General features: G+C 63.2%; 25 protein-coding genes, 1 other RNA gene and 1 pseudogene. 22 read left to right on the plus strand and 5 right to left on the minus strand.

Annotated elements, in window-relative coordinates:
- Positions 1-229 precede the first annotated feature (229 nt).
- From BFE01S_RS45075 to BFE01S_RS18620, 18 genes and pseudogenes are all read left to right on the plus strand, one after another.
- The gene (locus BFE01S_RS45075; protein WP_169742645.1) at positions 230-400 is read left to right on the plus strand and encodes a hypothetical protein; all 171 of its coding nucleotides are present in this window, start codon (positions 230-232) and stop codon (positions 398-400) included.
- Positions 393-737 carry a hypothetical protein gene (locus BFE01S_RS18535; protein WP_028226779.1) on the plus strand — a complete coding sequence of 115 codons (345 nt, stop codon included), beginning with the start codon at positions 393-395 and terminating at the stop codon, positions 735-737. The genes BFE01S_RS45075 and BFE01S_RS18535 overlap by 8 nt, the downstream gene beginning before the upstream one ends.
- Positions 730-1110 (plus strand): hypothetical protein, encoded by a 381-nt coding sequence (locus tag BFE01S_RS18540; RefSeq protein ID WP_028226780.1) that lies wholly within the window; start codon positions 730-732, stop codon positions 1108-1110. The genes BFE01S_RS18535 and BFE01S_RS18540 overlap by 8 nt, the downstream gene beginning before the upstream one ends.
- Positions 1111-1222: 112 nt before the next feature.
- Positions 1223-2515, plus strand: coding sequence for a hypothetical protein (locus BFE01S_RS18550; RefSeq protein ID WP_156967071.1), 1293 nt, complete (start codon positions 1223-1225; stop codon positions 2513-2515).
- 143 nt (positions 2516-2658) lie between these two features.
- Positions 2659-2922: a helix-turn-helix transcriptional regulator gene (locus BFE01S_RS43205; protein ID WP_084170036.1), complete on the plus strand. Its 264-nt coding sequence runs from the start codon at positions 2659-2661 to the stop codon at positions 2920-2922.
- Positions 2923-3181: 259 nt separating this feature from the next.
- On the plus strand, positions 3182-3991 hold the full coding sequence (locus BFE01S_RS18560) for a hypothetical protein (protein WP_028226783.1): 810 nt from the start codon (positions 3182-3184) through the stop codon (positions 3989-3991).
- A gap of 5 nt (positions 3992-3996) precedes the next feature.
- Positions 3997-4506 (plus strand): hypothetical protein, encoded by a 510-nt coding sequence (locus BFE01S_RS18565; RefSeq protein ID WP_042337965.1) that lies wholly within the window; start codon positions 3997-3999, stop codon positions 4504-4506.
- Positions 4506-5471, plus strand: a complete 966-nt coding sequence (locus BFE01S_RS18570) for an AAA family ATPase (RefSeq protein ID WP_028226785.1) — start codon at positions 4506-4508, stop codon at positions 5469-5471. The genes BFE01S_RS18565 and BFE01S_RS18570 overlap by 1 nt, the downstream gene beginning before the upstream one ends.
- A complete protein-coding gene (locus BFE01S_RS41965; RefSeq protein ID WP_052420928.1) occupies positions 5459-6175 on the plus strand; it encodes a hypothetical protein in 717 nt (238 codons plus the stop codon). Before BFE01S_RS18570 ends, BFE01S_RS41965 begins: the two co-directional genes overlap by 13 nt.
- Entirely contained in the window at positions 6172-6894 is a 723-nt protein-coding gene (locus BFE01S_RS18580; protein ID WP_028226786.1) for an SET domain-containing protein, read from the plus strand. Before BFE01S_RS41965 ends, BFE01S_RS18580 begins: the two co-directional genes overlap by 4 nt.
- Positions 6881-7183: a hypothetical protein gene (locus tag BFE01S_RS18585; protein ID WP_245621139.1), complete on the plus strand. Its 303-nt coding sequence runs from the start codon at positions 6881-6883 to the stop codon at positions 7181-7183. The genes BFE01S_RS18580 and BFE01S_RS18585 overlap by 14 nt, the downstream gene beginning before the upstream one ends.
- A 2-nt stretch (positions 7184-7185) precedes the next feature.
- Positions 7186-7476 (plus strand): hypothetical protein, encoded by a 291-nt coding sequence (locus tag BFE01S_RS39270; RefSeq protein ID WP_052420929.1) that lies wholly within the window; start codon positions 7186-7188, stop codon positions 7474-7476.
- Positions 7477-7569: 93 nt separating this feature from the next.
- Positions 7570-7830, plus strand: coding sequence for a hypothetical protein (locus BFE01S_RS44410; protein ID WP_156967072.1), 261 nt, complete (start codon positions 7570-7572; stop codon positions 7828-7830).
- 70 nt (positions 7831-7900) lie between these two features.
- A complete protein-coding gene (locus tag BFE01S_RS44415; RefSeq protein ID WP_169742646.1) occupies positions 7901-8179 on the plus strand; it encodes a hypothetical protein in 279 nt (92 codons plus the stop codon).
- 70 nt (positions 8180-8249) lie between these two features.
- A pseudogene (locus tag BFE01S_RS43210) lies at positions 8250-8430 on the plus strand (pyocin activator PrtN family protein); the annotation flags it as partial.
- A gap of 966 nt (positions 8431-9396) precedes the next feature.
- Positions 9397-10311, plus strand: a complete 915-nt coding sequence (locus tag BFE01S_RS18615) for an integrase domain-containing protein (protein ID WP_028226791.1) — start codon at positions 9397-9399, stop codon at positions 10309-10311.
- Positions 10304-10534, plus strand: coding sequence for a helix-turn-helix transcriptional regulator (locus BFE01S_RS43215; RefSeq protein WP_084170037.1), 231 nt, complete (start codon positions 10304-10306; stop codon positions 10532-10534). The genes BFE01S_RS18615 and BFE01S_RS43215 overlap by 8 nt, the downstream gene beginning before the upstream one ends.
- An 88-nt stretch (positions 10535-10622) precedes the next feature.
- Positions 10623-11354, plus strand: a complete 732-nt coding sequence (locus BFE01S_RS18620) for a hypothetical protein (protein ID WP_028226792.1) — start codon at positions 10623-10625, stop codon at positions 11352-11354.
- Positions 11355-11358: 4 nt separating this feature from the next.
- On the opposite strand, the gene BFE01S_RS18625 is transcribed toward BFE01S_RS18620, so the two are convergent.
- The 5 genes from BFE01S_RS18625 to ompA all read right to left on the minus strand — a co-directional run bounded on the left by BFE01S_RS18625 (position 11359) and on the right by ompA (position 15486).
- Complete coding sequence (locus tag BFE01S_RS18625; protein ID WP_028226793.1) at positions 11359-12603, minus strand: tyrosine-type recombinase/integrase; 1245 nt, start codon at positions 12601-12603, stop codon at positions 11359-11361.
- A gap of 198 nt (positions 12604-12801) precedes the next feature.
- Positions 12802-13171: a transfer-messenger RNA gene (ssrA, locus tag BFE01S_RS42240) on the minus strand.
- 71 nt (positions 13172-13242) lie between these two features.
- Positions 13243-13935, minus strand: coding sequence for a phosphoglycolate phosphatase (gph, locus tag BFE01S_RS18630; protein ID WP_028226794.1), 693 nt, complete (start codon positions 13933-13935; stop codon positions 13243-13245).
- A gap of 20 nt (positions 13936-13955) precedes the next feature.
- Positions 13956-14654 (minus strand): bifunctional 2-polyprenyl-6-hydroxyphenol methylase/3-demethylubiquinol 3-O-methyltransferase UbiG, encoded by a 699-nt coding sequence (gene ubiG, locus BFE01S_RS18635; protein ID WP_028226795.1) that lies wholly within the window; start codon positions 14652-14654, stop codon positions 13956-13958.
- A 184-nt stretch (positions 14655-14838) separates the two neighbouring features.
- Positions 14839-15486: an outer membrane protein OmpA gene (gene ompA, locus BFE01S_RS18640; RefSeq protein WP_028226796.1), complete on the minus strand. Its 648-nt coding sequence runs from the start codon at positions 15484-15486 to the stop codon at positions 14839-14841.
- A gap of 626 nt (positions 15487-16112) precedes the next feature.
- Here ompA and gyrA point away from each other — a divergent pair.
- The 4 genes from gyrA (at position 16113) to pheA (ending at position 21939) form a co-directional block, all read left to right on the plus strand.
- Positions 16113-18731 (plus strand): DNA gyrase subunit A, encoded by a 2619-nt coding sequence (gyrA, locus tag BFE01S_RS18645; protein WP_084170038.1) that lies wholly within the window; start codon positions 16113-16115, stop codon positions 18729-18731.
- A 175-nt stretch (positions 18732-18906) separates the two neighbouring features.
- Positions 18907-19515, plus strand: coding sequence for a DUF2059 domain-containing protein (locus tag BFE01S_RS18650; protein ID WP_028226798.1), 609 nt, complete (start codon positions 18907-18909; stop codon positions 19513-19515).
- Between the two features lie 206 nt (positions 19516-19721).
- Positions 19722-20804, plus strand: a complete 1083-nt coding sequence (gene serC / locus BFE01S_RS18655; RefSeq protein WP_028226799.1) for a 3-phosphoserine/phosphohydroxythreonine transaminase — start codon at positions 19722-19724, stop codon at positions 20802-20804.
- Between the two features lie 52 nt (positions 20805-20856).
- Positions 20857-21939: a prephenate dehydratase gene (pheA, locus tag BFE01S_RS18660; protein ID WP_028226800.1), complete on the plus strand. Its 1083-nt coding sequence runs from the start codon at positions 20857-20859 to the stop codon at positions 21937-21939.

Here is a 21939-nt window from a genome sequence, read left to right on the forward strand (position 1 = left end):
GGGTTTGGCGACCTGACATGCTCTCTGGCGCAAAGAAGCCGCGCCGTCGTTCGACCCGCGGCTTTTGCATTTGTGTCTGCCTTCGCACGTCTTCAATGGGCGGGCCTGGGCGGGGAGACCTTCGGGTCTGCCGGTATCCAGAGACGCCGGTTCGCCAACCCTGCTCAGTGCCCGCTCACCCCGTTTGGCGACGGGAGCGGGTTACCAACCTGTCTCTGGAGGCTGCACTATGCGCCAAGTTCCCGCTCGTCTCGAGCAACTGCAATCCCCCCTTGAAATCATCCGCGCCGCACTGCGCGCAGCCGCCACCGCGCCGACCGTCTATGACGCGCTCGACGTGACGGGCGATGCCCTGCGCCGGCTTGCCGAAATTGCCCGCGGGGAGGTGCGCCATGGCTAACCTGCTCAAGGACGATTTCACCTACTTTCCCGACTCCGTGATGCAGGCGGCTCACGAAGGGCGCCTCGACGCCGCGCCGCTGGTCCGGATGCTAGAGCGCGCGGCGGTCGTTGCCAATGGCGTAGCTGCGGTGCTGGAAATCGAAGCCGCCAGCCTCGTCTATCTCGACATAGCGAGCGAGGAGAACCCGGAACCGCCGATTGCGGGTAGCACGATGTACAACCTGCTCGCGCTCGCGCGCCACTCGGCGCATACGCTCGTTAGCGAAATCGAGACGGTCGCCAGTCGGGCCGAAAGGGACAGCGTCATTGGCAACGAGGAGTTCACCGATGACTGAGGCGAAGGTTCTCACGCACCCAGCATTCGATCGTCCCGTCGTCGTCAATAAGGTGCGAGCCGGGCGCCGGCCCAAAGGGATTCTGAACCTGGAGCACTATCGTCGTCTTCTGAACACCCGCCATTGTTGCGAAGGGGACGAGGCTGTGAGGAATTGGGCGCGCCAAAATGGACTCAATGCAGAGGCCGATATCGAACTCTTAAGGTACGGTAAGGACGAGGCGGAGGCGGTCACCCGCGTTACTGCGGGCCCCGATAGGGAGACGTTGGCCGCGCTCGAACGGATAAAGTCGTCTGCTTTCGCACTGTACAACGAGGCCTATGATTTACGCAGTGAACTGCTGCGTCGGTATGGACCAGAATCGGCGAAGTGACTTTAGCTGGAGCATAATCGTCTGCATCCGCGCCTAGCTCGACGGGGCGAAAACCGGGCTCCCTTACCCGGCTGGCGCGGCTCCTCATAAGGGGCTTTGCGTGAGGGCGCAAATGTCGACGACAAAGGACTCCCAGACCAGGGAAGATCAGCGCAACCCCGTTAATAGGGGAGACGAGGTGCAGTCATTTTTGACGCTCGAAGCCGCTCGCACGAAGCTTGAGGCTCATTTGGGGAAAGCCGTATCTGTGACCGATGTACTGCGCCACGCGGCTGATATACCTGTCACGGTGTATTGGGACATATCGTCCATCCGTCTTCAGGGTGTGCGCCATAGCCTCGCCGAGCCGGAGGATGAAACAACCGGTGACGAGCCCGAAGTGATTGAGGATGTCCCGCCCGGCATTTATGAATTCGATTTCGACGGTCTGGGAACGCCGGACTACCTGCTTGCACTGGCCCATGATGATTCGTCTCAATACCCAACGGTTTCACCGACGCTAGTATGTCCCGCGAACGAGACTTTCTTCTGGGAAGTATTGGACAGAGATCCTGCAATACCGCTCTTCAAGCACGGCCCGGACGACTACTGGCGGGGCACCCGCATTCCGGTGCCTGACGAACTGCGAATCGACACCGAAAGCCTGATCTCTTTTCAGGACATGCAGACAGCAGCCGAGGCGATCGAGTGCGAATTTACGCCCGAAGTCCTCGAGGCTGGACGCTACACATTGCGTGAAGCTGCAAAGGAAATCGCCCGTGCTGGGCGCGGTAAATGGGAAGACGAGCTGGACAAACTGAAAAATTCGTGGGATTCCAAAGAGCTTGCAGTATTCAATCCAGGTAGCGCGCTGAAATGCAAACCGTCATCTCGACGGGTGCACCTCTATTACATGGAAGTCAAAGCCGCCGACCTGAACGAATGGCTAGAAAAGAACGAATCGGATATCACTTTTCGTTTTCCTGTGCCGGTCACTGCAACCGAGCAGAACTCAGAATTGCAGGCCTCTGTGGTGCCCGCGGCACCGGTGGCAAAACCGGAAGTTGCGCAGTCCGAGGTTGGAGACGCGCATGATCCCGAAGTGGTGCCGCGGACTAGCGAGCCGGCGCCGATTGCGACACCCATGATTGCTTCGTTGTTTGCCGACCTCGGTGCCTGGAATGAGGAGCAATGGAGGAGCGCACTTGCTGACCCGCCCGATTGGCTGAGATTGGCGCAGAAAAGCAAAGGCAGACAGGGCCGGGGTGGCGCCGCCACATGGAACCCGGTAATCATCGCCATCGCGCTGCACGAAAGACGCACTGCACTCACCAGGCTCAATTCGGTGTTCAAGAAGCTGGGCGTGAAGGCATGGGCTGCAGAATGGCAAGAAAAGTCCGAAGACCTTCGCGATACAGATGGGTAAATACGGTGCATAAATGCGGTTTAAATGCGGTTGTATCGTCCGCAAACCCGCATGAAACCTAGAAATCAAATACGGTGGAGGCTTGGGAAGTACCACCGTATTTTTAACTGCAGCCATGTTCAACTGACCGCAAGGGTTCCAACATGGCTACCAATCACCTCAATGCGCCACCCTCAGACGGCGCACGATCCGAGCCCCAGTCACTTCCTCTCGACGGTTTCACGCGCTGGGCGGACCTGAAACGCCTCATTCCCCTCAGCCACGAATCGGTCCGCCAGCGCGAGCTCAAGGGACGCTTCCCGAAACGCGTTCAGCTCGGCTCCGCTCGCTCTGTGGGCTGGTCCAACAGGGAGCTGCATCGCTGGCTGGCGGATCCCGCCGGCTATCGCGCACCGGAGGCCGTGTGAGGTGCGCGATGAATTGCAACTCGGCACCCACCAAAATTCGCTTCGGCGGTCCTGGCAGAGCGCCGGTTGGCTTCGGGGTAGTGCGCGGCGTATGGATGCTTCAGAAGGACCTGACATGGCCGGCAGTCGTGTGGAACGACGGCCGTTGCTGGGCCTATCTCCACGACATGACGCCCGCTGCTGTTCAGCACGTCCTCGAGTCTTTGCGTGACGCTGAATTGGACCGCGTACCGCCCGGTATCCTGACGGGGTGGCAGTCATGACGCGCCCATCGTTCCAGTTCTACCCTGGCGACTGGCAGGCAAACAGCAACCTGCGGCGCTGCACCCACGCCGAGAAGGGCGTGTGGATCGACGTGATGTGTCTCCTGCACGATTCGGAGGAATACGGCGTGCTGCGCTGGCCGCTCAGGGAGATCGCGCAGGCGATCGGTGCTTCGCTCGCGACGCTCAGGGCCATCGTCAGCAAGGGCGTCCTGAAGGGTGCGGACAAGGGCCAGGCGTGCGCGGCGTGCATTTACGTGCCGCGCTCCGGGCGCCGCGACGGCGAACCCGTGGCGCTGGTTGCGGAGCAGGAAGGGCCGGTCTGGTACTCGTCGCGAATGGTCAAGGACGAGTATGTGCGATCGGTTCGTGGTGAGTCGTCGCGGTTTCAAAACGAGGATGGAGACTCATCGAAGGGTGCACCAAAGCCCCCCTTAGGTGATAACACCAAAGCTTCACCAAAGCCCCCCTTGGGTGACGGCTCTTCATCTTCATCTTCATCTTCATCTTCAAAGAAACAAAAACAACGCGCTCCGCGCTTCGATGCGCAGGCGCATCTCGAGTCGTTGGGAGTGCCCTCAGACCTCGCAAAGGATTGGCTTGCGGTGCGCAAGGCCAAGCGGCTCGCGCCTACCGCCACAGCGTTCGACGATGCCAAGGCCGAGGCGACGAAGGCGGGGATTTCGATGGCCGACGCGTTGCGAACCTGTGTGGTCCGCGGTTGGGGTGGCTTCAAGGCCGACTGGCTGACATCGGGCAGCGGTCGCGTGAATGGGCACGGCGGTTCTGACAGCGTCTTCAGGTGATCGACATGGACCTCCGCTACCCCCGCAACTCCGCCGAGCTCGTCGCCATGCGCAAGAGCGGCAACGTGCCCGAGCTGCCGGTACTCGTGGCGCTCGCCGGGCCGCTGAACTTCAACAACGTGACGCTCTCGGCGGTGGCTGGCCAGCGCTATGACTGGCGCCCGGTTGCCGCGCTCGACGTCGAGGTGTTTGCGTCTGCCGATGTGCCTTGGGGCGATCTGCTGCGCGTGCTGGCGGACATTGCCGCCGTCGTGCCGAAATCGCTCGTGCTGACCTTCGCCGAAGGCCCGCGCGTGCACTGCGGCGAAATGAGCACGGTGCCTGGGCAGGATTTCGCGCTCTTCGACTGGTTTCCGATGCCGATCGGACCGATTCACTGGCCTGCATCGCGCACGCTTGCGCGTCGCCTGCTTGACGCGTCGGGCGACACGCTGCCGGCCCCCTATGACCACGCGTGCGAGCTCGTCGTGCAGCTCGTCGCCGAACGATGTAACAACCCCATGGAGATGGCCTGATGGCCCGCACACTGCCTGATTCGATCGATTGGGAGGCGTATGCCAGCGATGAGGACGACGGCCGCGCGGACGTGCGTCCCGCCAGTGAGTTTGTCGAGGATCTGGTCTCGCACTTGCACAGCCCGAAGGAAGCCGCACCCGGAACCGCATCGCCCTGGCTCAGCGTGGGCGACACGCTTCGCTTTCGCGAGGGCGAAGTGACGCTCTGGGGCGGCATAAACGGCCACGGCAAGTCCGCCGTCCTCGGCGAGGTGATGCTGCACGCCATGACTGCGGGCGACCGCGTGTGCATCGCGTCGATGGAGATGCGCCCGATCGCGACTATGGAGCGCCTCGCGCGTCAGGCCGCAGCCAACGAGAAGCCGGCCCCGGATTTCATCCGCGGGTTCGGCCGCTGGACGAACGAGCGGTTGTGGCTGTACGCCCACGTTGGCACGGTCGAGCGCACCCGCATGCTCGCTGTCGCCCGGTACTGCCGCAAGGAGCTCGGCGTGCACCACGTCGTGATCGACAGCCTGCTCAAGTGCGGCATCGCCCCGGACGACTACGCGGGCCAGAAAGCCTTCGTTGATGCGCTGTGTTCGCTCGCGCGCGACACCGGCGTGCACATTCACCTCGTGCACCACGCACGCAAGGGCGAGAAAGAGGCCAACGTGCCCGACAAGTTCGACATGAAGGGCGCGGGCGAGATTGCTGACCTGGTCGACAACATGCTGATCGTCCACCGCAATAAATCGAAGGAAGAGCTGCTGCGCAAGGAGACGCTGACCGCTGAAAAGCGCGAGGAGGTCGAGCTGCAGGCCGACACCGCGCTCATTTGCGTGAAGCAGCGCCACCACACGTGGGAAGGGCGCATACGGCTCTGGTTCGACGCGGCCAGCCTGCAGTTTCGCGATGTGCGTAGCGGCGGCGCGCGGCATCTGGATCTGAGCTCGGGCACGTGGAACCAGCAATGGCAGCGATGAATCGCTTTTCATCGCTCCAGAAGCATGCACTCGACATCGCGCGCGTTGCCGCACCCGCGGCGGAGCGCTCACCGTGGTGCTCGGTGAGGCGAGCGATTTTCAAGGAGGTAGACATGGCAACGAAGAAGCATCGCAATGCTGGCCGGTGCTCGGCTAGATCCAGGCAGGAAGGGAATGCGGCCCACGCGGCGGCCGAACCAATGGCAGTTGGCGACGCAGTGCCGCGCGGCGGAAGCGGTGACCCTCACAGCGTCCAGGCTCAGATCCCGATGAGGGAGTCGTTTGGTGCTCATAGCGGTGGGCGCAAAGCGGTCGAGCGGCTTCAGGTCGCCATGTCGGCCATGCCCCAGATCGAGCTACCGACGCAGCATTATTTTTCAGGTGACGTCTACGGCCGCTCTGTGTCACAGCCTGCAGGTGTGCTCGTCGTGGGAAAGGTGCACCGCAAAGAGCACTTCTACATCGTGTGCTGCGGCACTGTGCGCATCACACAGGGCGACGGGCCCGCGCATGAGGTGACTGGTCCCGCGGTGCTCGTCTCGAAGCCCGGCACAAAGCGCGCCATATTTGCCGTGACCGATGTGACTTACATGACCGTGCATCGGACCGAGAAAACCGACCTCGACGAGATTGAGGCTGAACTGGTCGAGCCGGACGGGCTGTCGCTTTTCGACGCGCGCAACAAGCTGAAGGCATTGCCATGAGTTTCATCGAGGCACTAGCGAGGGGAAATATGTCTACGATAACGACCGTTGCGATTGGTGCTGACCAGATCGACTATTCCCGATTCCGCGTTGAATTCGGGCTTACGCAGCAGATGATGGATGCACTTCTCACGCGCAAGACGGATCAGGTGGCGATGCCGGCACCGTTTGCCGACCGAGTGGAGCTCCGTGCGTCGCTTTTGCACGGGCAGGGTCTTTACGCGAAACGTGCTTTCAGGCGCGGCGAACTCGTTGTGCCAGCGCGCATTGATCGCAACCGGACCCCTGCGGGCCGATACACCAATCACTCGATCCGGCCGAACATCGCCGGCATTCGCACCGGTGCTGCGCCGGACAGCGACATCGACATGTATGCGATCCGGGACATCGCGGCGGATGAGGAACTGCTGCTCGATTACCGGCAGGCCGGCAGCGTCAACGGAATTAATATGCCTTGCGACAGGCGTGCGGCCGAGGAGACCGTTCGACAGCGGCTATCGCTGCATGCCGATTCCCAATGGCTCGCCGATGCGCTGAAGCCATGTCTGGACGCTGTGTGGTCGATCTGCGGTTATTTTCCGGTCGAATTCGTTGACTGGTGGCTCGCGGCTACTCAGCGCGGCTGCGTGCCAGACGCTGATGGGTTCGTTTCGGACATTGCTCGTTTGCGCGCGGACCTCGCGCCGGTTCTGGAGGGATTGCGCTATGCCGCACGGTAAAGTTCAGCGCCTTGCGCCTCCCGGCGCTGATGAAGGCGAGCAATTGCCAGCGCCGATCGAGCAGAGCGAATCAGCCGCAGACGTTCCTGTCCAACCGTCCGCCGATTGGCGCAAAGGCGCGCTTCTCAACGTGCGCAACTGTGGCGACGCCTACGTCATCACGCGATGGCCGGAGGAATACTCGCCCGAGCGTGAGGATCGGTGCATCAAGTTCACCAACCTCGGGCTGTGTCAGGACTTTGTGTCGGATTGGTATTCCCGCAAATCGCATGATCCGAGGGCAAGATAAAAATGCCGTCCTCCGTAAAACAAACCGCGAAAAAACGTGTCGTCGGGGACGGCACGCCCGGCCCCGGCCGCAAGAAAGGCGTGCCGAACAAGATGACCGTCGAGGTGAAAGAGATGATCCGGCAAGCGCTCGATGAGGCTGGCGGTGTCGCCTATCTCGTGGAGCGCGCGCAAGATCCTCGCACCGCTTCTGCGTTCCTTTCGCTGGTGGGCAAGGTGTTACCGCTGACCATCAAAGGTGACCCGAACGCGCCTGTGCAACTCGTCCTGAATGGCTCCGACGTGCATGGTTGAATTCGCGATCAGGCTTATGGCCAACGCGCACCCAATTCGTTGTTGCCCTGAGCAGACGTTACTCCTCCCAAAATATCCTGATATGAGGCTGCTGTGAGCAAACAAACGTATTCGCTGGAAACCGACCCGATGCCGCTCGTGTCGGCCGTACTCGTTGCAATCTCCCGCGCATTGCCCGATGAGCAAAGGCGCCGAATTGCCTCTGAACTACGGCAGTATGCCGAGCGTGTAAATGAAGATGCCGAAAGCGAGGGCGAACAACGATTCGCGCTCAGCGTCGCATCTCTTGCTGCGCTCGCAGAGGATGGCCCTAGCGCAGCCTCCGACATCCTTCGCGCGGGACAGCCGCGCTGATTGGCGCACCACAGCGAACCGCGGGAGGCCCGGTGAAAGTCGCATTTCTTCGCGGACGGAGGGACTTCCAGTGAATGCTCCGGTCCGTTGCGTCTCCTCGGCTGGTGCACCGGGTCAGCGCGCCCGCGCCCTCGCCGAGCGTGTCTACGTGAAGCTGCAGATCCTCGGCACGCGGCAAGTGCGTCTACATCGAGGAATGCTGCTTACGTACCCCTATCCGGTGCGTAACGGGTACGGCGTGCGCGGGGTGCTTGTGGGCGTCTATACCATCAACACGCGCTTGGAGTGGATCGAAGAGGATCTTTCGGCGCTGCTGGGCGATAGCGGCTGCATGATCTTGCGAAGGTGAGCCGGGGAGCCCCGAGCTCGCCTTTTTCCTCAGCCGAGCATCCGGATACAGCCTATCAACACGACCTTTCTACTTCACGCACCTCACACCGGACAAGCTCAACCGCAAGATCAGCCTGGGCGAGATCAAGCTTCCGCTCGTGCGCATCGAGGGCTCGCAAAAGACCGCGAAAGGTGTGCACGTGGAGGATCTGGCGAAGTACATCGACGAGCGCCGCGGCGGTCAAGGAGTGCGAGCAGTTTTGCGGCTGAGACTGGCACCCAAGGGAGCGCTGATGGCTCTCCGACGCCATTCTGTCGCCGCGCGGAGGCGTCATCGCACCGCCATAGTCTCGATTCGCTAGCGCTCCGTGTTGCGCGATCGCTACGGTGGTGTCGCGCGCTGCGACGAGCGCATCACTTTGCGAAAACGGCAGCCGGCCCAAGGCCATCGCGAAAATTCGAATGCGTCACTCTGCGATCGAGCGCGTCACGCCCGACTCGACGGAGCCCCGCGCTTGCGCCAGCAACGAAATTGCTTGCACAGGTTGCATTCGTCGGAATAACCTGTCGCTGCAAAACCCCGCCTCGGTACGAGGCATCGACGAAATCAGCTGGGATATCTCCAGCCATGAAGTGGAAGCCCGCTCTGCGGGCGCGGTGGTTCGCTCCATCGCCATTAATTTTCAAGTTGGGCCCGACACCCAAAATCCGTCCATAGCTTTCTGGTGGACGATGCAACTGCTTCGTCGCTCGACGAGGCGTCCCGCTCGTCTTTCGCCTTCCGCGAAAGGCGGGTAGTGAAATCTCCGTTCGCCGCTTCTGCGGCACATCAATCCGTGACGTGCGCTCCCCAGCGCCTGCGCCGGGCCTCGTTGCGTCTGTCGTCTTCGTCCGTGTGACGAGCGGTGGCGCGCGTGGCCGCGGCGTTTGCAACTTCGTGCCGGCTCGCCTGGCACCTATCGATTCGCGCGGTCAGGGCATTGGCGCCCCCTGATCGATCGCCCAGCCAAATTCACGGAACGAACGGGGAGAAGCGTCCACCTGCTGCGACTGTCGCCTATGGCGAGGTCGTGCAGGCTGCGTCGGCTTGCTGGCGCAGCACGCTCCCGAACTCACCGGCACAGGCTCGTGCCCCCGTTCGTTGTCTCCCTTGCGCGTAGCGCGCAGGCATCCCGTGGCCCATCGAGGGAGACAACCTGGGGTCGAGCCTCAACGCTGGATTGACGGGGTACACGCATGTCTCACAAATCGCTGGCGGCCGACCTGTGCCGCGCTGCGCGCTCGGCGCGCGGAAAACAGGCACACCACACCCGCAAGGGGCGTGAGCAATCGCTCGCGCGCTTTGCCATCTTCACCTGGGAGGAGGGATTTCAGGTCCACACGGCGAGGCAGCTCAAGGAGAAGCACGTCGAAGCGTGGGCGGCAGGTATGCTGGCGCGCGGCCGCACCAAGCGCACGATCGCCAATAACATGGCGCACATCCGGACTGCGCTGGAAGGCATCAAGCGCCGGCCCTTTGCGGACAAGATGAGCAACGCCGCCCTGGGTGCTGGCGGAGCGAGTCGCGCGGGCACCAAGCGGCCGATGGCGCGCGAGGTGTTCGAGGCTCACCACGCAATCGTCGCCGCGCTCGATCCGGGTGTCGCGATGGTGCTGGAGCTGCAGGCCGAGTTCGGCCTGCGTGCCGAGGAGGGCGTGCGCGCGGTAAAGTCGCTCGCTGACTGGCATCGGGCGCTCGTGAACCAGGTAGCGGATGGGTTCGTGACCATCATCCACGGGACCAAGGGCGGCAAGACACGTCGCAGCCCGCCGCTTGACCGCCTGCGCGCCGCCGAGCTCGTGGCACGGGCAATTGAACTGAGCCGGCACTCCGGCGGCAAGCTGGTGCGCAAGCCCGATCTGAAACGGGCGATGGACCGCTACCACTATGTCGTGCGCAAGGCCGGAATGACCGGCGAGAACGCGCCGCACAGCCTTCGGTACGCGTACACGGTCAAGCATCTGCAGCGCATGAAGGCGGCGGGCGTATCGCGGCGCGAGGCTGCTGCTGGTGTGTCGACGTGGCTCGGCCACGGTGATGGGCGCGGCACGTGGGTGGAGCGGGTGTATGGGCGTGCGGAGCTGGCCGCGACGGAGGTGCGTAATGCGTAAGCACGCCGATACATTGCCGCTCGTCGGCCTTTCGCGATGGCACCAGATTGAGCCGTTCGTGGGGGTGTCGCGCGAGACGTGGCGCAAGCGCTGTCTGGAAGGCCGCGCGCCGCAGCCGATTCAACTGACATTGCGATGCACGGTCTGGCGCAATGAGGAGCTTCACCTTTATCTCCGGAATCCACTGGGCTACCGTGTGCCAAAATCAGATACTGGCGACTGATGGCGGGCCACTTTGGCCATACGGCGCCGCGAGATCGAGAGTGCTCGCGGCGCAAAATCCCACTCGCCTTTCGCGATCGAGGGAAGAAATGGATGTTCCGACTTATGGGGGTATCGTCGAACAGTTCGGATTGGGTTATCTGGCGTCAGGAGCCGATCTACACGTCGTGAACGGAGATCTTGCCCTAACGGCTCACGGCGATCTTCAGCTTGGCGACAGCAGATTCGCCGCCATGCATAGATTCGTGCAGCAATGGCGATTCACTGTGCCTACGCTACACACCCTCTTTGTCCAGGGGCGGGCCGCCAGCGAGCGATATGCGAACGGTGCAATGGATCGAGATATTGTCGCTTCCTTCGGCCTTTCAGACGACGTCAGCATTGCGGCCGTGCATTCAATGAGCGATGCGCTTGGCGCGGAGGAGACGAACGCTCAGGTGTTTGCTGGCTCGATTGTCGTCATCCTGAACAATATGCTGCAGAGGCTGCGCGTGGAGGTGAAGGCACCGAGCGAGGCATGGGCAAACGCCGGGCCAGTGGTCAAAGGGCAGTGCGTGGGGCCTATCGTGTGTGCCGCGGCGGCAAACTTTCGGCACTACGACGAATGGCTCCGTTCTCGAACGCCGACCCCGCAGCAGCTCGTCTCGATGGCCGCGTTGGCTCACGTCCTGGAGGTTGAGAAGCCGGAACTTGGTCGCAAGCACGCGTTCGGACGAAATGTCTGCCCGGAGGTTGTGGCAGCGCTTAGTGACGATTCTTTCGATGTCCTCGGAGGCCGTGTATTTCAGTATGCCGACGCACTTGCCTCGTGGAATCGTTGAGGCGTTATGAGCGCGCTCCTGCGTTGAGCTGGATGACCTGAGCTCCCGTCTTGAGCTGATCGAGGTAGTCGGCCCATTTCTGCATCATCTCGCGGCGCTGCGCCAGATGGGCGGTGCGGTTGTAAGCACGCCCGAGCGGATCTTTCACTGCGTGCGCGAGCTGCGCCTCAATGATCGCCGTTGGCACGCCGAGGACCTCGTCGAGGATCGTGCGCGCCGTCGCCCGAAAGCCGTGGCCGGTCATGGTGTTGCCGTCATAGCCGAGCCTGCGCAGGGCAGCGTTCACCGTGTTGTCGGACATTGGGCGATTCTTCGTCCGGACGCTCGGGAACAGGAAGCGGCCATTGCCCGTGAGCGCGTACAGCTCACGCAGAATTGCGACGGCCTGCGCGGGCAGCGGGACGATATGCGCGCCACCGGCCGCCTTGCCTTGCTTTGTGCGCTTCATCCGGTCACTCGGGATTTCCCACGTAGCGGCGTCGAGGTCGAACTCGGTCCACTCGGCAGCGCGCAGTTCGCCGGGGCGCTGGAAGAGCAGCGGAGCAAGGCGCAGTGCACAGTTCACGGGGAGAGTGCCCTGATAGCCGTCGATCGCGCGCAGCAACTCAGCCACCTGTTTCGGGTCGGTAATGGACGCCATATGCTCAACCTGCACAGGAGGGAGAGCGCCGCGAAGGTCCGCAGTTACGTCGCGCTGGGCGCGCCCGGTTGCCACGGCATAGCGGCACGCCTGGCCGATATTGGCATGAAGCCGGTGGGCGGTTTCAAGCGCGCCACGCTTCTCGACCCGGCGCAGCACGTCGAGCACGTCGGGCGGGGCAAGGTCGGCAACGGGCTTGCTGCCGATCCACGGGAAGGCGTCAACCTCCAGGCGGCGCAGGATGCGAGCCCCGTGGCCATCCGACCATGTGGGCGCGTACTTGGCGTGCCATTCGTGCGCGATCGCTTCGAACGAGTTCTCGGCATTGAGACGCTGGGTGCGCTTCTCGGCCTTCTTTGTCTCGCTCGGATCGATGCCGGCGGCCAGCTTGTCGCGCGCTTCGTCGCGCCGCTTGCGGGCTTCGACCAGCGTCACGGAAGGGTAGATGCCGAGGGCGAGGCTTTTCTCTTTACCGCCGAAGCGGTACTTGAGCACCCATCGCTTGCCGCCCGCCGGCGTGACCAGCAGGTGCAGACCGCCCCCATCGAACAGCTTCTGCTGTTTCTCCGCTGGCTTGGCATTGCGGATCGCCAAATCGGTCAGGGCCATATGCTTTCTCGTTCGGGGTTGCCGCTGCGGGGTGTTGGGGGTTGTCGATCGGAGGAATTGCGGAAGACCCCCAAGACAACCCCCGTCCGGGGGTTGTTGCTGCTGGGAGTGGTTGGTGAAAGATTGCAACAAAAAACCCCGCGAGGCAAGGCCGGGCGGGGTTTTATGGTGAAACGTGGTGAACGTCTGGAAGGTATCTGGTGGAGCCGGCGGGAATCGAACCCGCGTCCAAAGGCAGTCCACACCCAGTTCTACATGCGTAGTTCTGTCATTTGATTTAACCGCAGCGACGCGGACGAACACGCTGCGCTACGGCGATTCACTGAATTTTCGACTCTGCCGTCGTGACGCCAACAGAGCTTAACTGACGTAAATGACCTCTGGCGGTATTGCTACCGGTCTTGCGACGCTAGCCCGTCAGTGAGCCAGGCAGAGGACGGCGGCCGTTAGGCTGCCAGTGCGAACGTATCGTCGTTTGCAGTTACGTTTTTCCCATTGATTAACGAGGTGACGGGTCCTCGGCATGCCCTGACTGCTTCATAACCCCTGTCGAAACCAGGTCGGCCCCAGAGGAAGGGTCAATTATCCCATAGTTCATGAGATGAGGCGAACCACGCCTTTTTTCAACGGCGCTGCCGCTCAGGCCGCCTTCCCGACGTGCTGGATAAGGGCGAGCAGCGTGGCCGTCGTATCGGCCACATAGCTTGCGTTCCACTGCGACGGCGGCACTTCGTTGCCGCAATAGCCGTAAGCGGCGGCGATCGTCGCCATGCCCGCCGCCTCGCCCGCCTGGACGTCGCGCAGGTCGTCGCCCACGTACACCGCGCGCTGCGGCTCGACACCGAGCGCCTCGGCCGCATGCAGGAGCGGCGCGGGGTGCGGCTTGGAGTAGGGCGTGGTGTCGCCGCTCACGACGCAGGCCGCGCGCGTGTCGAGGTGCATCAGCTTCACGAGCGGGTCGGTCAGGCGCGCGACCTTGTTGGTCACGATGCCCCAGCGCACGCCGCGCGCGTCGAGGTCGTCGAGTACGGCGTCGATGCCCGGAAAGAGTGCCGTCTCGATACGCAGGTTGGCCGCGTAGTTGGCGAGAAACTCTTCGCGCATCGCGGCGAACTCGGGGTGGTCCGGGCCGATGCCGAACGCACCGCCGATCAGTCCGCGGGCTCCCGCGGAAGCGAGCGGCCGCAGCCGTTCGAGCGGCGCAGCCGCGAGGCCGCGCGCGTGGCGCATCTGGTTCACGGCGGCGGCGAGGTCGGGGGCGGTGTCGGCGAGCGTGCCGTCGAAGTCGAACAGCACGGCGTCGCAGGCGCCTGGCGTAAGGAAGGCAGTCATTTCGGAAGGAGGCGGGCGTGTTAGGCGCTGCGCCGGCACGCGATCATGTAGTTGACGCTCGAATCGTTCGCAAGCGAGAAGCGCCGGGTCAGCGGGTTGTAGGTAATGCCCTTGATCTCGACGAGGTGCAACCCGGCTTCGCGCACGAACCCGGCCAGCTCGGACGGGCGGATGAAGCGCGCGTAATCGTGCGTGCCCTTGGGCAGCATCTGCGCGATGTATTCGGCGCCGATCACGGCAAGCAGATACGACTTGAGGTTGCGATTGAGCGTCGAGAAGAACACCCAGCCGCCCGGCTTCACGAGCGTGGCGCACGCCTCGACCACGGCAGCCGGGTCCGGCACGTGTTCGAGCATTTCCATGCAGGTGACGACGTCGAACGAGGCGGGCTCGCGCTCGGCGATGGCCTCGGCGGCGATCTCTTCGTAATCGACGGTGACGCCGCTTTCGAGGCTATGCAGGTCGGCGACGCCGAGCGCTTCGCGCGAGAGGTCGATGCCCTTGACGGCCGCGCCGAGCCCGGCCATCGACTCGGACAGGATGCCGCCGCCGCAGCCGATGTCGAGAGCGCGCTTGCCGGCCAGATGCGCATGCGCGTCGATCCAGTTGAGGCGGATGGGGTTCAGCTCGTGCAGCGGTTTGAACTCCGCGTTCGGGTCCCACCAGCGATGAGCGAGATCGCTGAATTTCTGCAGCTCGTGGGGATCGGCATTCGTCATGTCGGGGTGGCCTGATGCGCGGCGCGGGTGAGTGAGAATAAACCCTGAGTATACAGGCGGGCTCAAATGGCGGCAAAAAGCTGCGCACCGTCGCGGTGCCGGCAAGCGCGCAACGGGGAAGAGGCCGGGAATAAAAAAGCCCCGCCGAAGCGGGGCTTTGAGACTTCCAGTCGCGACTCGCGGATTACTGCTTTTGCGTGCCGACGACTTCGACTTCCACGCGGCGATCCGGTGCGAGGCAGGCGATGAGAGCCTTGCGGTTCTTCTGGTTGCAACCCGTCGTGACCGGGTTGCGCTTGCCCTTGCCTTCCGTGTAGACACGGTCGGCCGGCACACCCTTGCTGACGAGGTACGACTTGACGGCTTGCGCGCGGCGCAGCGACAGACGGTCGTTGTACGCGTTCGAACCGATGCGGTCGGTGTAGCCCGTTGCCACGACGACTTCGAGGTTCAGCGCTTCGATCTTGCTTGCCAGATCATCCAGCTTTTCCTTGCCAGCCGGCTTCAGGACAGCCTTGTCGAAGTCGAACAGCGTATCGGCTTGATACGTGATCTTCTGGCTCGTGATAGCCGGCGGCGGCGGCGGAGCGACCGGCGGCTGCGGTGCCTGGGCGACCAGCGCGCCATCGCACTTTGCGTTGGCCGTGGCCGGCGTCCAGAATGCATCGCGCCAGCAAAGCTCGTTCGTGCCGTTCATCCACACGTATTCGCCGGTACCATTCACCCAGTTGTCATTGACGGCTTGTCGCGACGCCGGCACCGACTGTGCCTGAGCGGATGCAGCCATGACTGCGGTAGCTGCAATGAACGCGAGCTTTGAAAGTTTATTCATATTTCTCCTCTCGAAATTGAGATTACCGCAGGTTTACTGCGAGCCATATGACGAAGACAAGTCATACATTGCTCGAAGTATAACATTGGCGCGTTGCGGCGAACGTGTTGTGTAGACTTCGAGCCGTGTCTAACTTTGTGCGTTGGCATTTTGCCATATCGTTCCCGTCCGACGATAAAAAAAATCCGCCCCTTTCTTCGGGGCCGGTCGAATGTGGTACACCCGCAACAAAAAGTTCCCGCGGGATACCCTGGGTCTGACGCGGTTCCGACAGTGTCACGCAAATGGGTGTGTGCTGCACCGGGTTTGTCCCGCCTCTGTCGCGTGCTGCTCACTTTCGCGAGCCTCGCGCATCCTTTTTCGGGCGTTTTGAGCGGTTTGGCGGCACCCCCACTAATAGGTATACGTAGAGCGCGGCCAGGGGTGTCGCGCATGGTAGAATCGCGTGATGCGCTGCGTCCGCGGCGTCCATGCGACAGCAGGGTGCGCAAGCGGTGCTGCCGGCTTTCCCAGGCCGGCTTCCCGCGGTTCCCGGCGCCGTTCCCGGGTAACCGGGAAACCGCGGCGGGGAGACTGCGGCGGATCAACCGCGCGTGCCTCGCGTGTGCCTGTATACGACATCGATAATGGATCAATTCGCCAAAGAGACTCTGCCTATCTCCCTCGAGGAGGAAATGCGCCGCTCGTATCTCGACTACGCGATGAGCGTGATTGTCGGGCGGGCGCTCCCGGATGTTCGCGATGGCCTCAAGCCGGTGCACCGGCGTGTGCTCTACGCGATGCACGAACTGAACAACGACTGGAACCGCGCCTACAAGAAGTCGGCGCGTATCGTCGGCGACGTCATCGGTAAATACCACCCCCACGGCGACACGGCTGTCTACGACACGATCGTGCGCATGGCGCAGAGCTTCTCGCTGCGCTACATGCTGGTGGACGGCCAGGGCAACTTCGGCTCGATCGACGGCGACAACGCCGCCGCCATGCGGTACACCGAAATCCGCATGGCCAAGATCGGCCACGAACTGCTCGCCGACATCGACAAGGAAACCGTCGATTTCGGGCCGAACTACGACGGCAGCGAAAGCGAGCCCCTGATCCTGCCCGCGCGCATCCCGAACCTGCTCATCAACGGTTCGTCGGGCATCGCGGTCGGCATGGCCACGAACATCCCGCCGCACAACCTCAACGAAGTCGTCGATGCGTGTCAGCACCTGCTGAGAAATCCGCAGGCGACGATCGACGAGTTGATCGAGATCATTCCCGCGCCCGATTTTCCGACCGCCGGCATCATCTACGGCGTCGCAGGCGTGCGCGACGGCTATCGCACCGGCCGCGGCCGGGTGGTGATGCGCGCCGCCACGCACTTCGAGGAGATCGACCGCGGCCAGCGCATGGCGATCATCGTCGACGAACTGCCGTACCAGGTGAACAAGCGTTCGCTGCTGGAGCGCATTGCCGAGCTCGTCAACGAGAAGAAGCTGGAAGGCATTTCCGATATCCGCGACGAATCCGACAAGAGCGGCATGCGCGTCGTGATCGAGCTGAAGCGCGGCGAAGTGCCCGAGGTCATCCTCAACAATCTGTACAAGGCGACGCAGCTGCAGGACACGTTCGGTATGAACATGGTCGCGCTGGTGGACAACCAGCCGAAGCTGCTGAACCTGAAGGAAATGCTCGACCATTTCCTGTCGCACCGCCGCGAGGTGCTGACGCGGCGCACTGTATACGAGCTGCGCAAGGCGCGCGAACGCGGCCACGTGCTGGAAGGCCTCGCTGTCGCGCTCGCGAACATCGACGAATTCATCGCGATCATCAAGGCCGCGCCCACGCCGCCGGTCGCGAAGCAGGAGCTGATGAACCGCCCGTGGGATTCGTCGCTGGTGCGCGAGATGCTCGCGCGCGCCGAGGCCGAAAATGCGGCCGCCGGCGGCCGCGAGGCGTACCGTCCGGAAGGGCTGAACCCGCAGTACGGCATGCAGGGCGACGGCCTCTACCGTCTGTCCGACACCCAGGCGCAGGAAATCCTGCAGATGCGCCTGCAGCGTCTGACGGGTCTGGAGCAGGACAAGATCATCGGCGAGTACCGCGAAGTGATGGCCCAGATCGCCGACCTGCTCGACATCCTTGCGAGCCCCGAGCGCGTAACGGTCATGATCTCCGACGAACTCACCGCGATCAAGAGCGAATTCGGCGACGAACGTCGCTCGAAGATCGAGATGAACGCGACCGAGCTCAACACCGAAGACCTGATCACGCCGCAGGACATGGTGGTGACCATGTCGCACGCCGGTTACGTGAAATCGCAGCCGTTGTCCGAATATCGCGCCCAGAAGCGCGGAGGTCGCGGCAAGCAGGCCACTTCGATGAAGGACGACGACTGGATCGACACGCTCTTCATCGCCAATACCCACGACCACATCCTGTGCTTCTCGAACCGCGGGCGCGTGTACTGGGTGAAGGTGTACGAGGTGCCGCAGGGCTCCCGCAACTCGCGCGGCCGTCCGATCGTGAACATGTTCCCGCTCCAGGACGGCGAAAAGATCACGGTTGTCCTGCCGGTGAAGGAATTTTCGGCCGACAAATACGTCTTCATGGCAACCGCGCTCGGCACGGTCAAGAAGACCCCGCTCGAGGCCTTCAGCCGCCCGTTGCGCAAGGGTATTATTGCGGTCGGCCTGGATGACGGCGACTACCTGATCGGCGCGGCCATCACCGACGGCGAGCACGACGTCATGCTGTTCTCCGACGCGGGCAAGGCCGTGCGTTTCGACGAAAACGACGTGCGTCCGATGGGCCGCGAAGCGCGCGGCGTGCGCGGCATGCAGCTCGACGACGGCCAGCAGGTCATCGCCCTGCTGGTGGCCGGCGACGAACAGCAGTCGGTGCTGACGGCGACCGAGAACGGCTATGGCAAGCGCACGCCGATCACCGAGTACACGCGTCACGGGCGCGGCACGAAGGGCATGATCGCGATCCAGACCTCCGAGCGTAACGGCAAGGTGGTCGCCGCGACCCTCGTCGATCCGGAAGCCCAGATCATGCTGATCACGACCACGGGCGTGCTGATCCGCACGCGCGTTTCCGAGATCCGCGAAATGGGCCGCGCGACGCAAGGTGTTACACTCATCAGCCTTGACGAAGGCACGAAACTCTCCGGCCTGCAGCAGGTGGCAGAGGCCGAGGCCGATGGTGACGGCGAGGCGGGCGACGCCGAGCCGGGCGAGGGTGAAAGCCTGGAGTAAAGCAATGCGGCGGTCCGCGCGAGCGGGCCGTCAGCGCAGTAAGTCCTGAATGGTGGTGCCGGCCGGATCGCGCTGCGGATCACGGGCTGCGGGCGACGCATGTGCCGCGGTCCGGGTAGGTCCCGTATGATCCCGTCCGGCAGGCAGTTCGACTAATTTCTCTAAGGGAGTAATGATGCAAAAACGATTCAAGCAGGTTGTGTTGCTGGCCGCTCTCGTGCCGACGTTTGCGATGGCTCAGGCGCTCCAGCAGGCGCCCGACCAGTCCGCGCCGGCTGCTGCCGCAGCACCGGTCGATCCGGCCAAGCAAGCCGCGATCAAGGACCTGCTCGACGCGATCGACGCACAAAAGCTCGTCGGCGCAATCGGCAACAGCGCGCAAATGCAGGCCAAGCAGCTCGTCCCGGCAATCCTGTCGGACGCACTGTCGGAAAACAAGGCGATGACGGACAAGCAGAAGCAGGCTTCCGTCCCGACGCTGCAAAAGAACGCCGTGCCGAAGCTGGTTGACTCGGCAGGCCAGGTCTTCGCGACCCCGGCCTTCCAGCAGGACGCAATGCAAGCTCAGTACGACGCTTACGCGAAGTACTACAGCACGCAGGAAATCAAGGATCTGACGACGTTCTACCGCAGCCCGACCGGCCGCAAGTTCATCCAGGTGCAAGACCAGGTGGGCCGCGACGTCGTGAACGGTCTGATGCAGAAGTACATGCCGCAGTCGATCAAGGCAACGCGCCAGCAGGCTGACCAGGAAGTCGCCAACGTCGCCAAGACGTCCAAGTAATCGGCCGCCGCAAGGCGCGCGCGTCGCCCCGGGTCCGGCAGCAGGGGCCCGACAGACGATTTACGCGCGCCGGCGGCCGCCGGGCCCGCGTTGGCGGGTTCCTTGCGACAGTGCGATAATGGCCGTTTGCGTGTCAGCGCAAACGGCCATTTTCTATTTCAGGCGCGTTTTCGGGTCTTAGCGCCGCCTCCCGGGGTCTTCTCACGATGCGCGTCTTCAACTTCTCCGCTGGACCTGCTGCGTTGCCCGAAGAGGTGCTGCGCCAGGCCGCCGACGAAATGCTCGACTGGCACGGCAGCGGCATGGGCGTGATGGAAATGAGCCATCGCGGCCCGGAATTCATGCAGATCCACAGCGAGGCGCTGCTCGACCTGCGCGAGTTGATGGCGGTCCCGGCGAGCCACCACATCCTGTTCCTGCAGGGCGGCGGCATCGGCGAAAACGCGATCGTGCCGCTCAATCTCTTCGGCGCGAAGCCGCGCGCCGACTACGTGATCACGGGCTCCTGGTCGCAGAAGTCGCAGAAGGAAGCGCTCAAGTACGGCGCTTCGCACATCGCGGCCAGCGGGCGCACCGAGGCGGGCTTTACGCATTCGCCGCCGAGGAGCGAATGGCAGCTTTCCGACGACCCGGCCTACGTCCATCTCTGCACGAACGAGACGATCGACGGCGTGGAAACGTTCGAGATTCCCGAGCTGGGCGACATTCCGCTCGTGGCGGACGTTTCGTCGCACATCCTCTCGCGTCCCATGGACGTCGCCAAATACGGCGTGCTGTACGGCGGCGCGCAGAAGAACATCGGCATGGCCGGCGTGACGGTGGCGATCGTGCGCGAGGACCTGCTCGATCGCGCCATGCCGATCTGCCCGTCGGCGTTCGAATGGAAGACGGTTGCCGCGAACAACTCCATGTTCAACACGCCGCCCACGTATGCGATCTATATCGCCGGGCTCGTGTTCAAGTGGCTCAAGCGCCAGGGCGGCTTGTCCGCCATCGAGGCGCGCAACATCGAAAAAGCGAAGCTGCTCTACGACACGATCGACGCGAGCGGCTTCTACATCAACAAGGTGGAGCGCCGTGCGCGCTCGCGGATGAACGTACCGTTCTTCCTCGCCGACGAATCACGTAACGAAGATTTCCTCGCCGGCGCGAAGGCGCGCGGGCTGTTGCAGCTGAAGGGCCACAAGTCCGTCGGCGGCATGCGGGCGTCGATTTACAACGCGGTGCCGCTCGAGGCAGTGAAAGCGCTGGTCGAGTACATGAAGGAATTCGAAGCGAAGCACGCGTAAGCGCCACAGGCGCTTTGCGCGCGCGACTCCTTTCAGATTGCCGGTTTCACGCATGGACGACGAACTCAATACCAAACTCAAGCCGCTGCGCGAGCGCATCGACGCCATCGACGCGCAACTGATCGCGCTGCTCAACCAGCGCGCGGCGGTGGCGCTCGAAGTGGGCGAGGTCAAGAAGCATTACAACGCGCCGGTGTTCCGCCCGGAGCGCGAGCTGCAGGTCATCTCGCGTCTGCAGGACATGAGCGCCGGGCCGCTTTCCAACGAGCATATCGGCGCGATCTGGCGCGAGATCATGGCCGCGAGCCGCTCGCTCGAAAAGACCATTACGGTGGCGTATCTCGGCCCGGTCGGCACCTATAGCGAACAGGCGATGCACACGTACTTCGGCCAGTCGGTCGTGGGCCTGCCGTGCCCGTCGATCGACGAGGTGTTCCGCGCCGTCGAAGCGGGCGCGGCCGAGTTCGGCGTCGTGCCGGTCGAGAATTCGAGCGAAGGCGCGGTGTCGCGCTCGCTCGACCTGTTCCTCGAAACGCAGCTCGTGATCGGCGGCGAAATCGCCCTGCCGATCCAGCACAACCTCATGACGCAAAGCGGCAGCCTGACCGGCGTGACGCGCGTGTGCGCGCATCCGCAGGCGCTGGCGCAGTGCCAGCACTGGCTCACGGCGAATGCGCCGCATCTCGAACGCGTGGCCGTGGCGAGCAATGCCGAGGCCGCGCGCCTCGGCGCCGCCGATCCGGCCGTGGCCGCCATCGCCGGCGAGCGCGCGGCGACGCATTACGGTCTGCTGATTGCGCACGCGCTGATCCAGGACGATCCGCACAATCGCACGCGTTTCGTGATGATCGGCAAGCAGCCGGCGGGTCCGACGGGCCGCGACCAGACGTCGATGATCGTGTCGGTGAAGAACGAGCCGGGCGCCGTCTACAAGCTTCTCGAACCGCTCGCGCGCCACGGCGTGTCGATGACGCGCTTCGAGTCGCGGCCGGCGCGCGTCGGCACGTGGGAGTACTACTTCTACATCGACTTCGAAGGCCATCGCGACGAGCCGGCGGTTGCCGCCGCGCTCCACGATCTCGACTCGAAGGCCGCGTATCTGAAGATCCTGGGCTCGTACCCGAGCTCGCGCTGA

The organism is Paraburkholderia ferrariae NBRC 106233 (assembly GCF_000685035.1).
GTDB lineage: Bacteria > Pseudomonadota > Gammaproteobacteria > Burkholderiales > Burkholderiaceae > Paraburkholderia > Paraburkholderia ferrariae.

Bases quoted from the DNA above. Each gene is read 5' to 3' on its own strand.
- serC (WP_028226799.1), top strand. From the start codon at position 19,722: ATGCGCGTCTTCAACTTCTCCGCTGGACCTGCTGCGTTGCCCGAAGAG.
- BFE01S_RS18620 (WP_028226792.1), top strand. From the start codon at position 10,623: ATGGATGTTCCGACTTATGGGGGTATCGTCGAACAGTTCGGATTGGGT.
- BFE01S_RS39270 (WP_052420929.1), top strand. From the start codon at position 7,186: ATGCCGTCCTCCGTAAAACAAACCGCGAAAAAACGTGTCGTCGGGGAC.
- BFE01S_RS18625 (WP_028226793.1), bottom strand. From the start codon at position 12,603: ATGGCCCTGACCGATTTGGCGATCCGCAATGCCAAGCCAGCGGAGAAA.
- BFE01S_RS45075 (WP_169742645.1), top strand. From the start codon at position 230: ATGCGCCAAGTTCCCGCTCGTCTCGAGCAACTGCAATCCCCCCTTGAA.
- BFE01S_RS18565 (WP_042337965.1), top strand. From the start codon at position 3,997: ATGGACCTCCGCTACCCCCGCAACTCCGCCGAGCTCGTCGCCATGCGC.
- BFE01S_RS18540 (WP_028226780.1), top strand. From the start codon at position 730: ATGACTGAGGCGAAGGTTCTCACGCACCCAGCATTCGATCGTCCCGTC.
- BFE01S_RS18585 (WP_245621139.1), top strand. From the start codon at position 6,881: ATGCCGCACGGTAAAGTTCAGCGCCTTGCGCCTCCCGGCGCTGATGAA.
- gyrA (WP_084170038.1), top strand. From the start codon at position 16,113: ATGGATCAATTCGCCAAAGAGACTCTGCCTATCTCCCTCGAGGAGGAA.
- gph (WP_028226794.1), bottom strand. From the start codon at position 13,935: ATGACTGCCTTCCTTACGCCAGGCGCCTGCGACGCCGTGCTGTTCGAC.
- BFE01S_RS41965 (WP_052420928.1), top strand. From the start codon at position 5,459: ATGGCAGCGATGAATCGCTTTTCATCGCTCCAGAAGCATGCACTCGAC.
- BFE01S_RS18650 (WP_028226798.1), top strand. From the start codon at position 18,907: ATGCAAAAACGATTCAAGCAGGTTGTGTTGCTGGCCGCTCTCGTGCCG.
- BFE01S_RS18550 (WP_156967071.1), top strand. From the start codon at position 1,223: ATGTCGACGACAAAGGACTCCCAGACCAGGGAAGATCAGCGCAACCCC.
- ompA (WP_028226796.1), bottom strand. From the start codon at position 15,486: ATGAATAAACTTTCAAAGCTCGCGTTCATTGCAGCTACCGCAGTCATG.
- pheA (WP_028226800.1), top strand. From the start codon at position 20,857: ATGGACGACGAACTCAATACCAAACTCAAGCCGCTGCGCGAGCGCATC.
- ubiG (WP_028226795.1), bottom strand. From the start codon at position 14,654: ATGACGAATGCCGATCCCCACGAGCTGCAGAAATTCAGCGATCTCGCT.
- BFE01S_RS18570 (WP_028226785.1), top strand. From the start codon at position 4,506: ATGGCCCGCACACTGCCTGATTCGATCGATTGGGAGGCGTATGCCAGC.
- BFE01S_RS18560 (WP_028226783.1), top strand. From the start codon at position 3,182: ATGACGCGCCCATCGTTCCAGTTCTACCCTGGCGACTGGCAGGCAAAC.
- BFE01S_RS43205 (WP_084170036.1), top strand. From the start codon at position 2,659: ATGGCTACCAATCACCTCAATGCGCCACCCTCAGACGGCGCACGATCC.
- BFE01S_RS18615 (WP_028226791.1), top strand. From the start codon at position 9,397: ATGTCTCACAAATCGCTGGCGGCCGACCTGTGCCGCGCTGCGCGCTCG.
- BFE01S_RS43215 (WP_084170037.1), top strand. From the start codon at position 10,304: ATGCGTAAGCACGCCGATACATTGCCGCTCGTCGGCCTTTCGCGATGG.
- BFE01S_RS18580 (WP_028226786.1), top strand. From the start codon at position 6,172: ATGAGTTTCATCGAGGCACTAGCGAGGGGAAATATGTCTACGATAACG.
- BFE01S_RS18535 (WP_028226779.1), top strand. From the start codon at position 393: ATGGCTAACCTGCTCAAGGACGATTTCACCTACTTTCCCGACTCCGTG.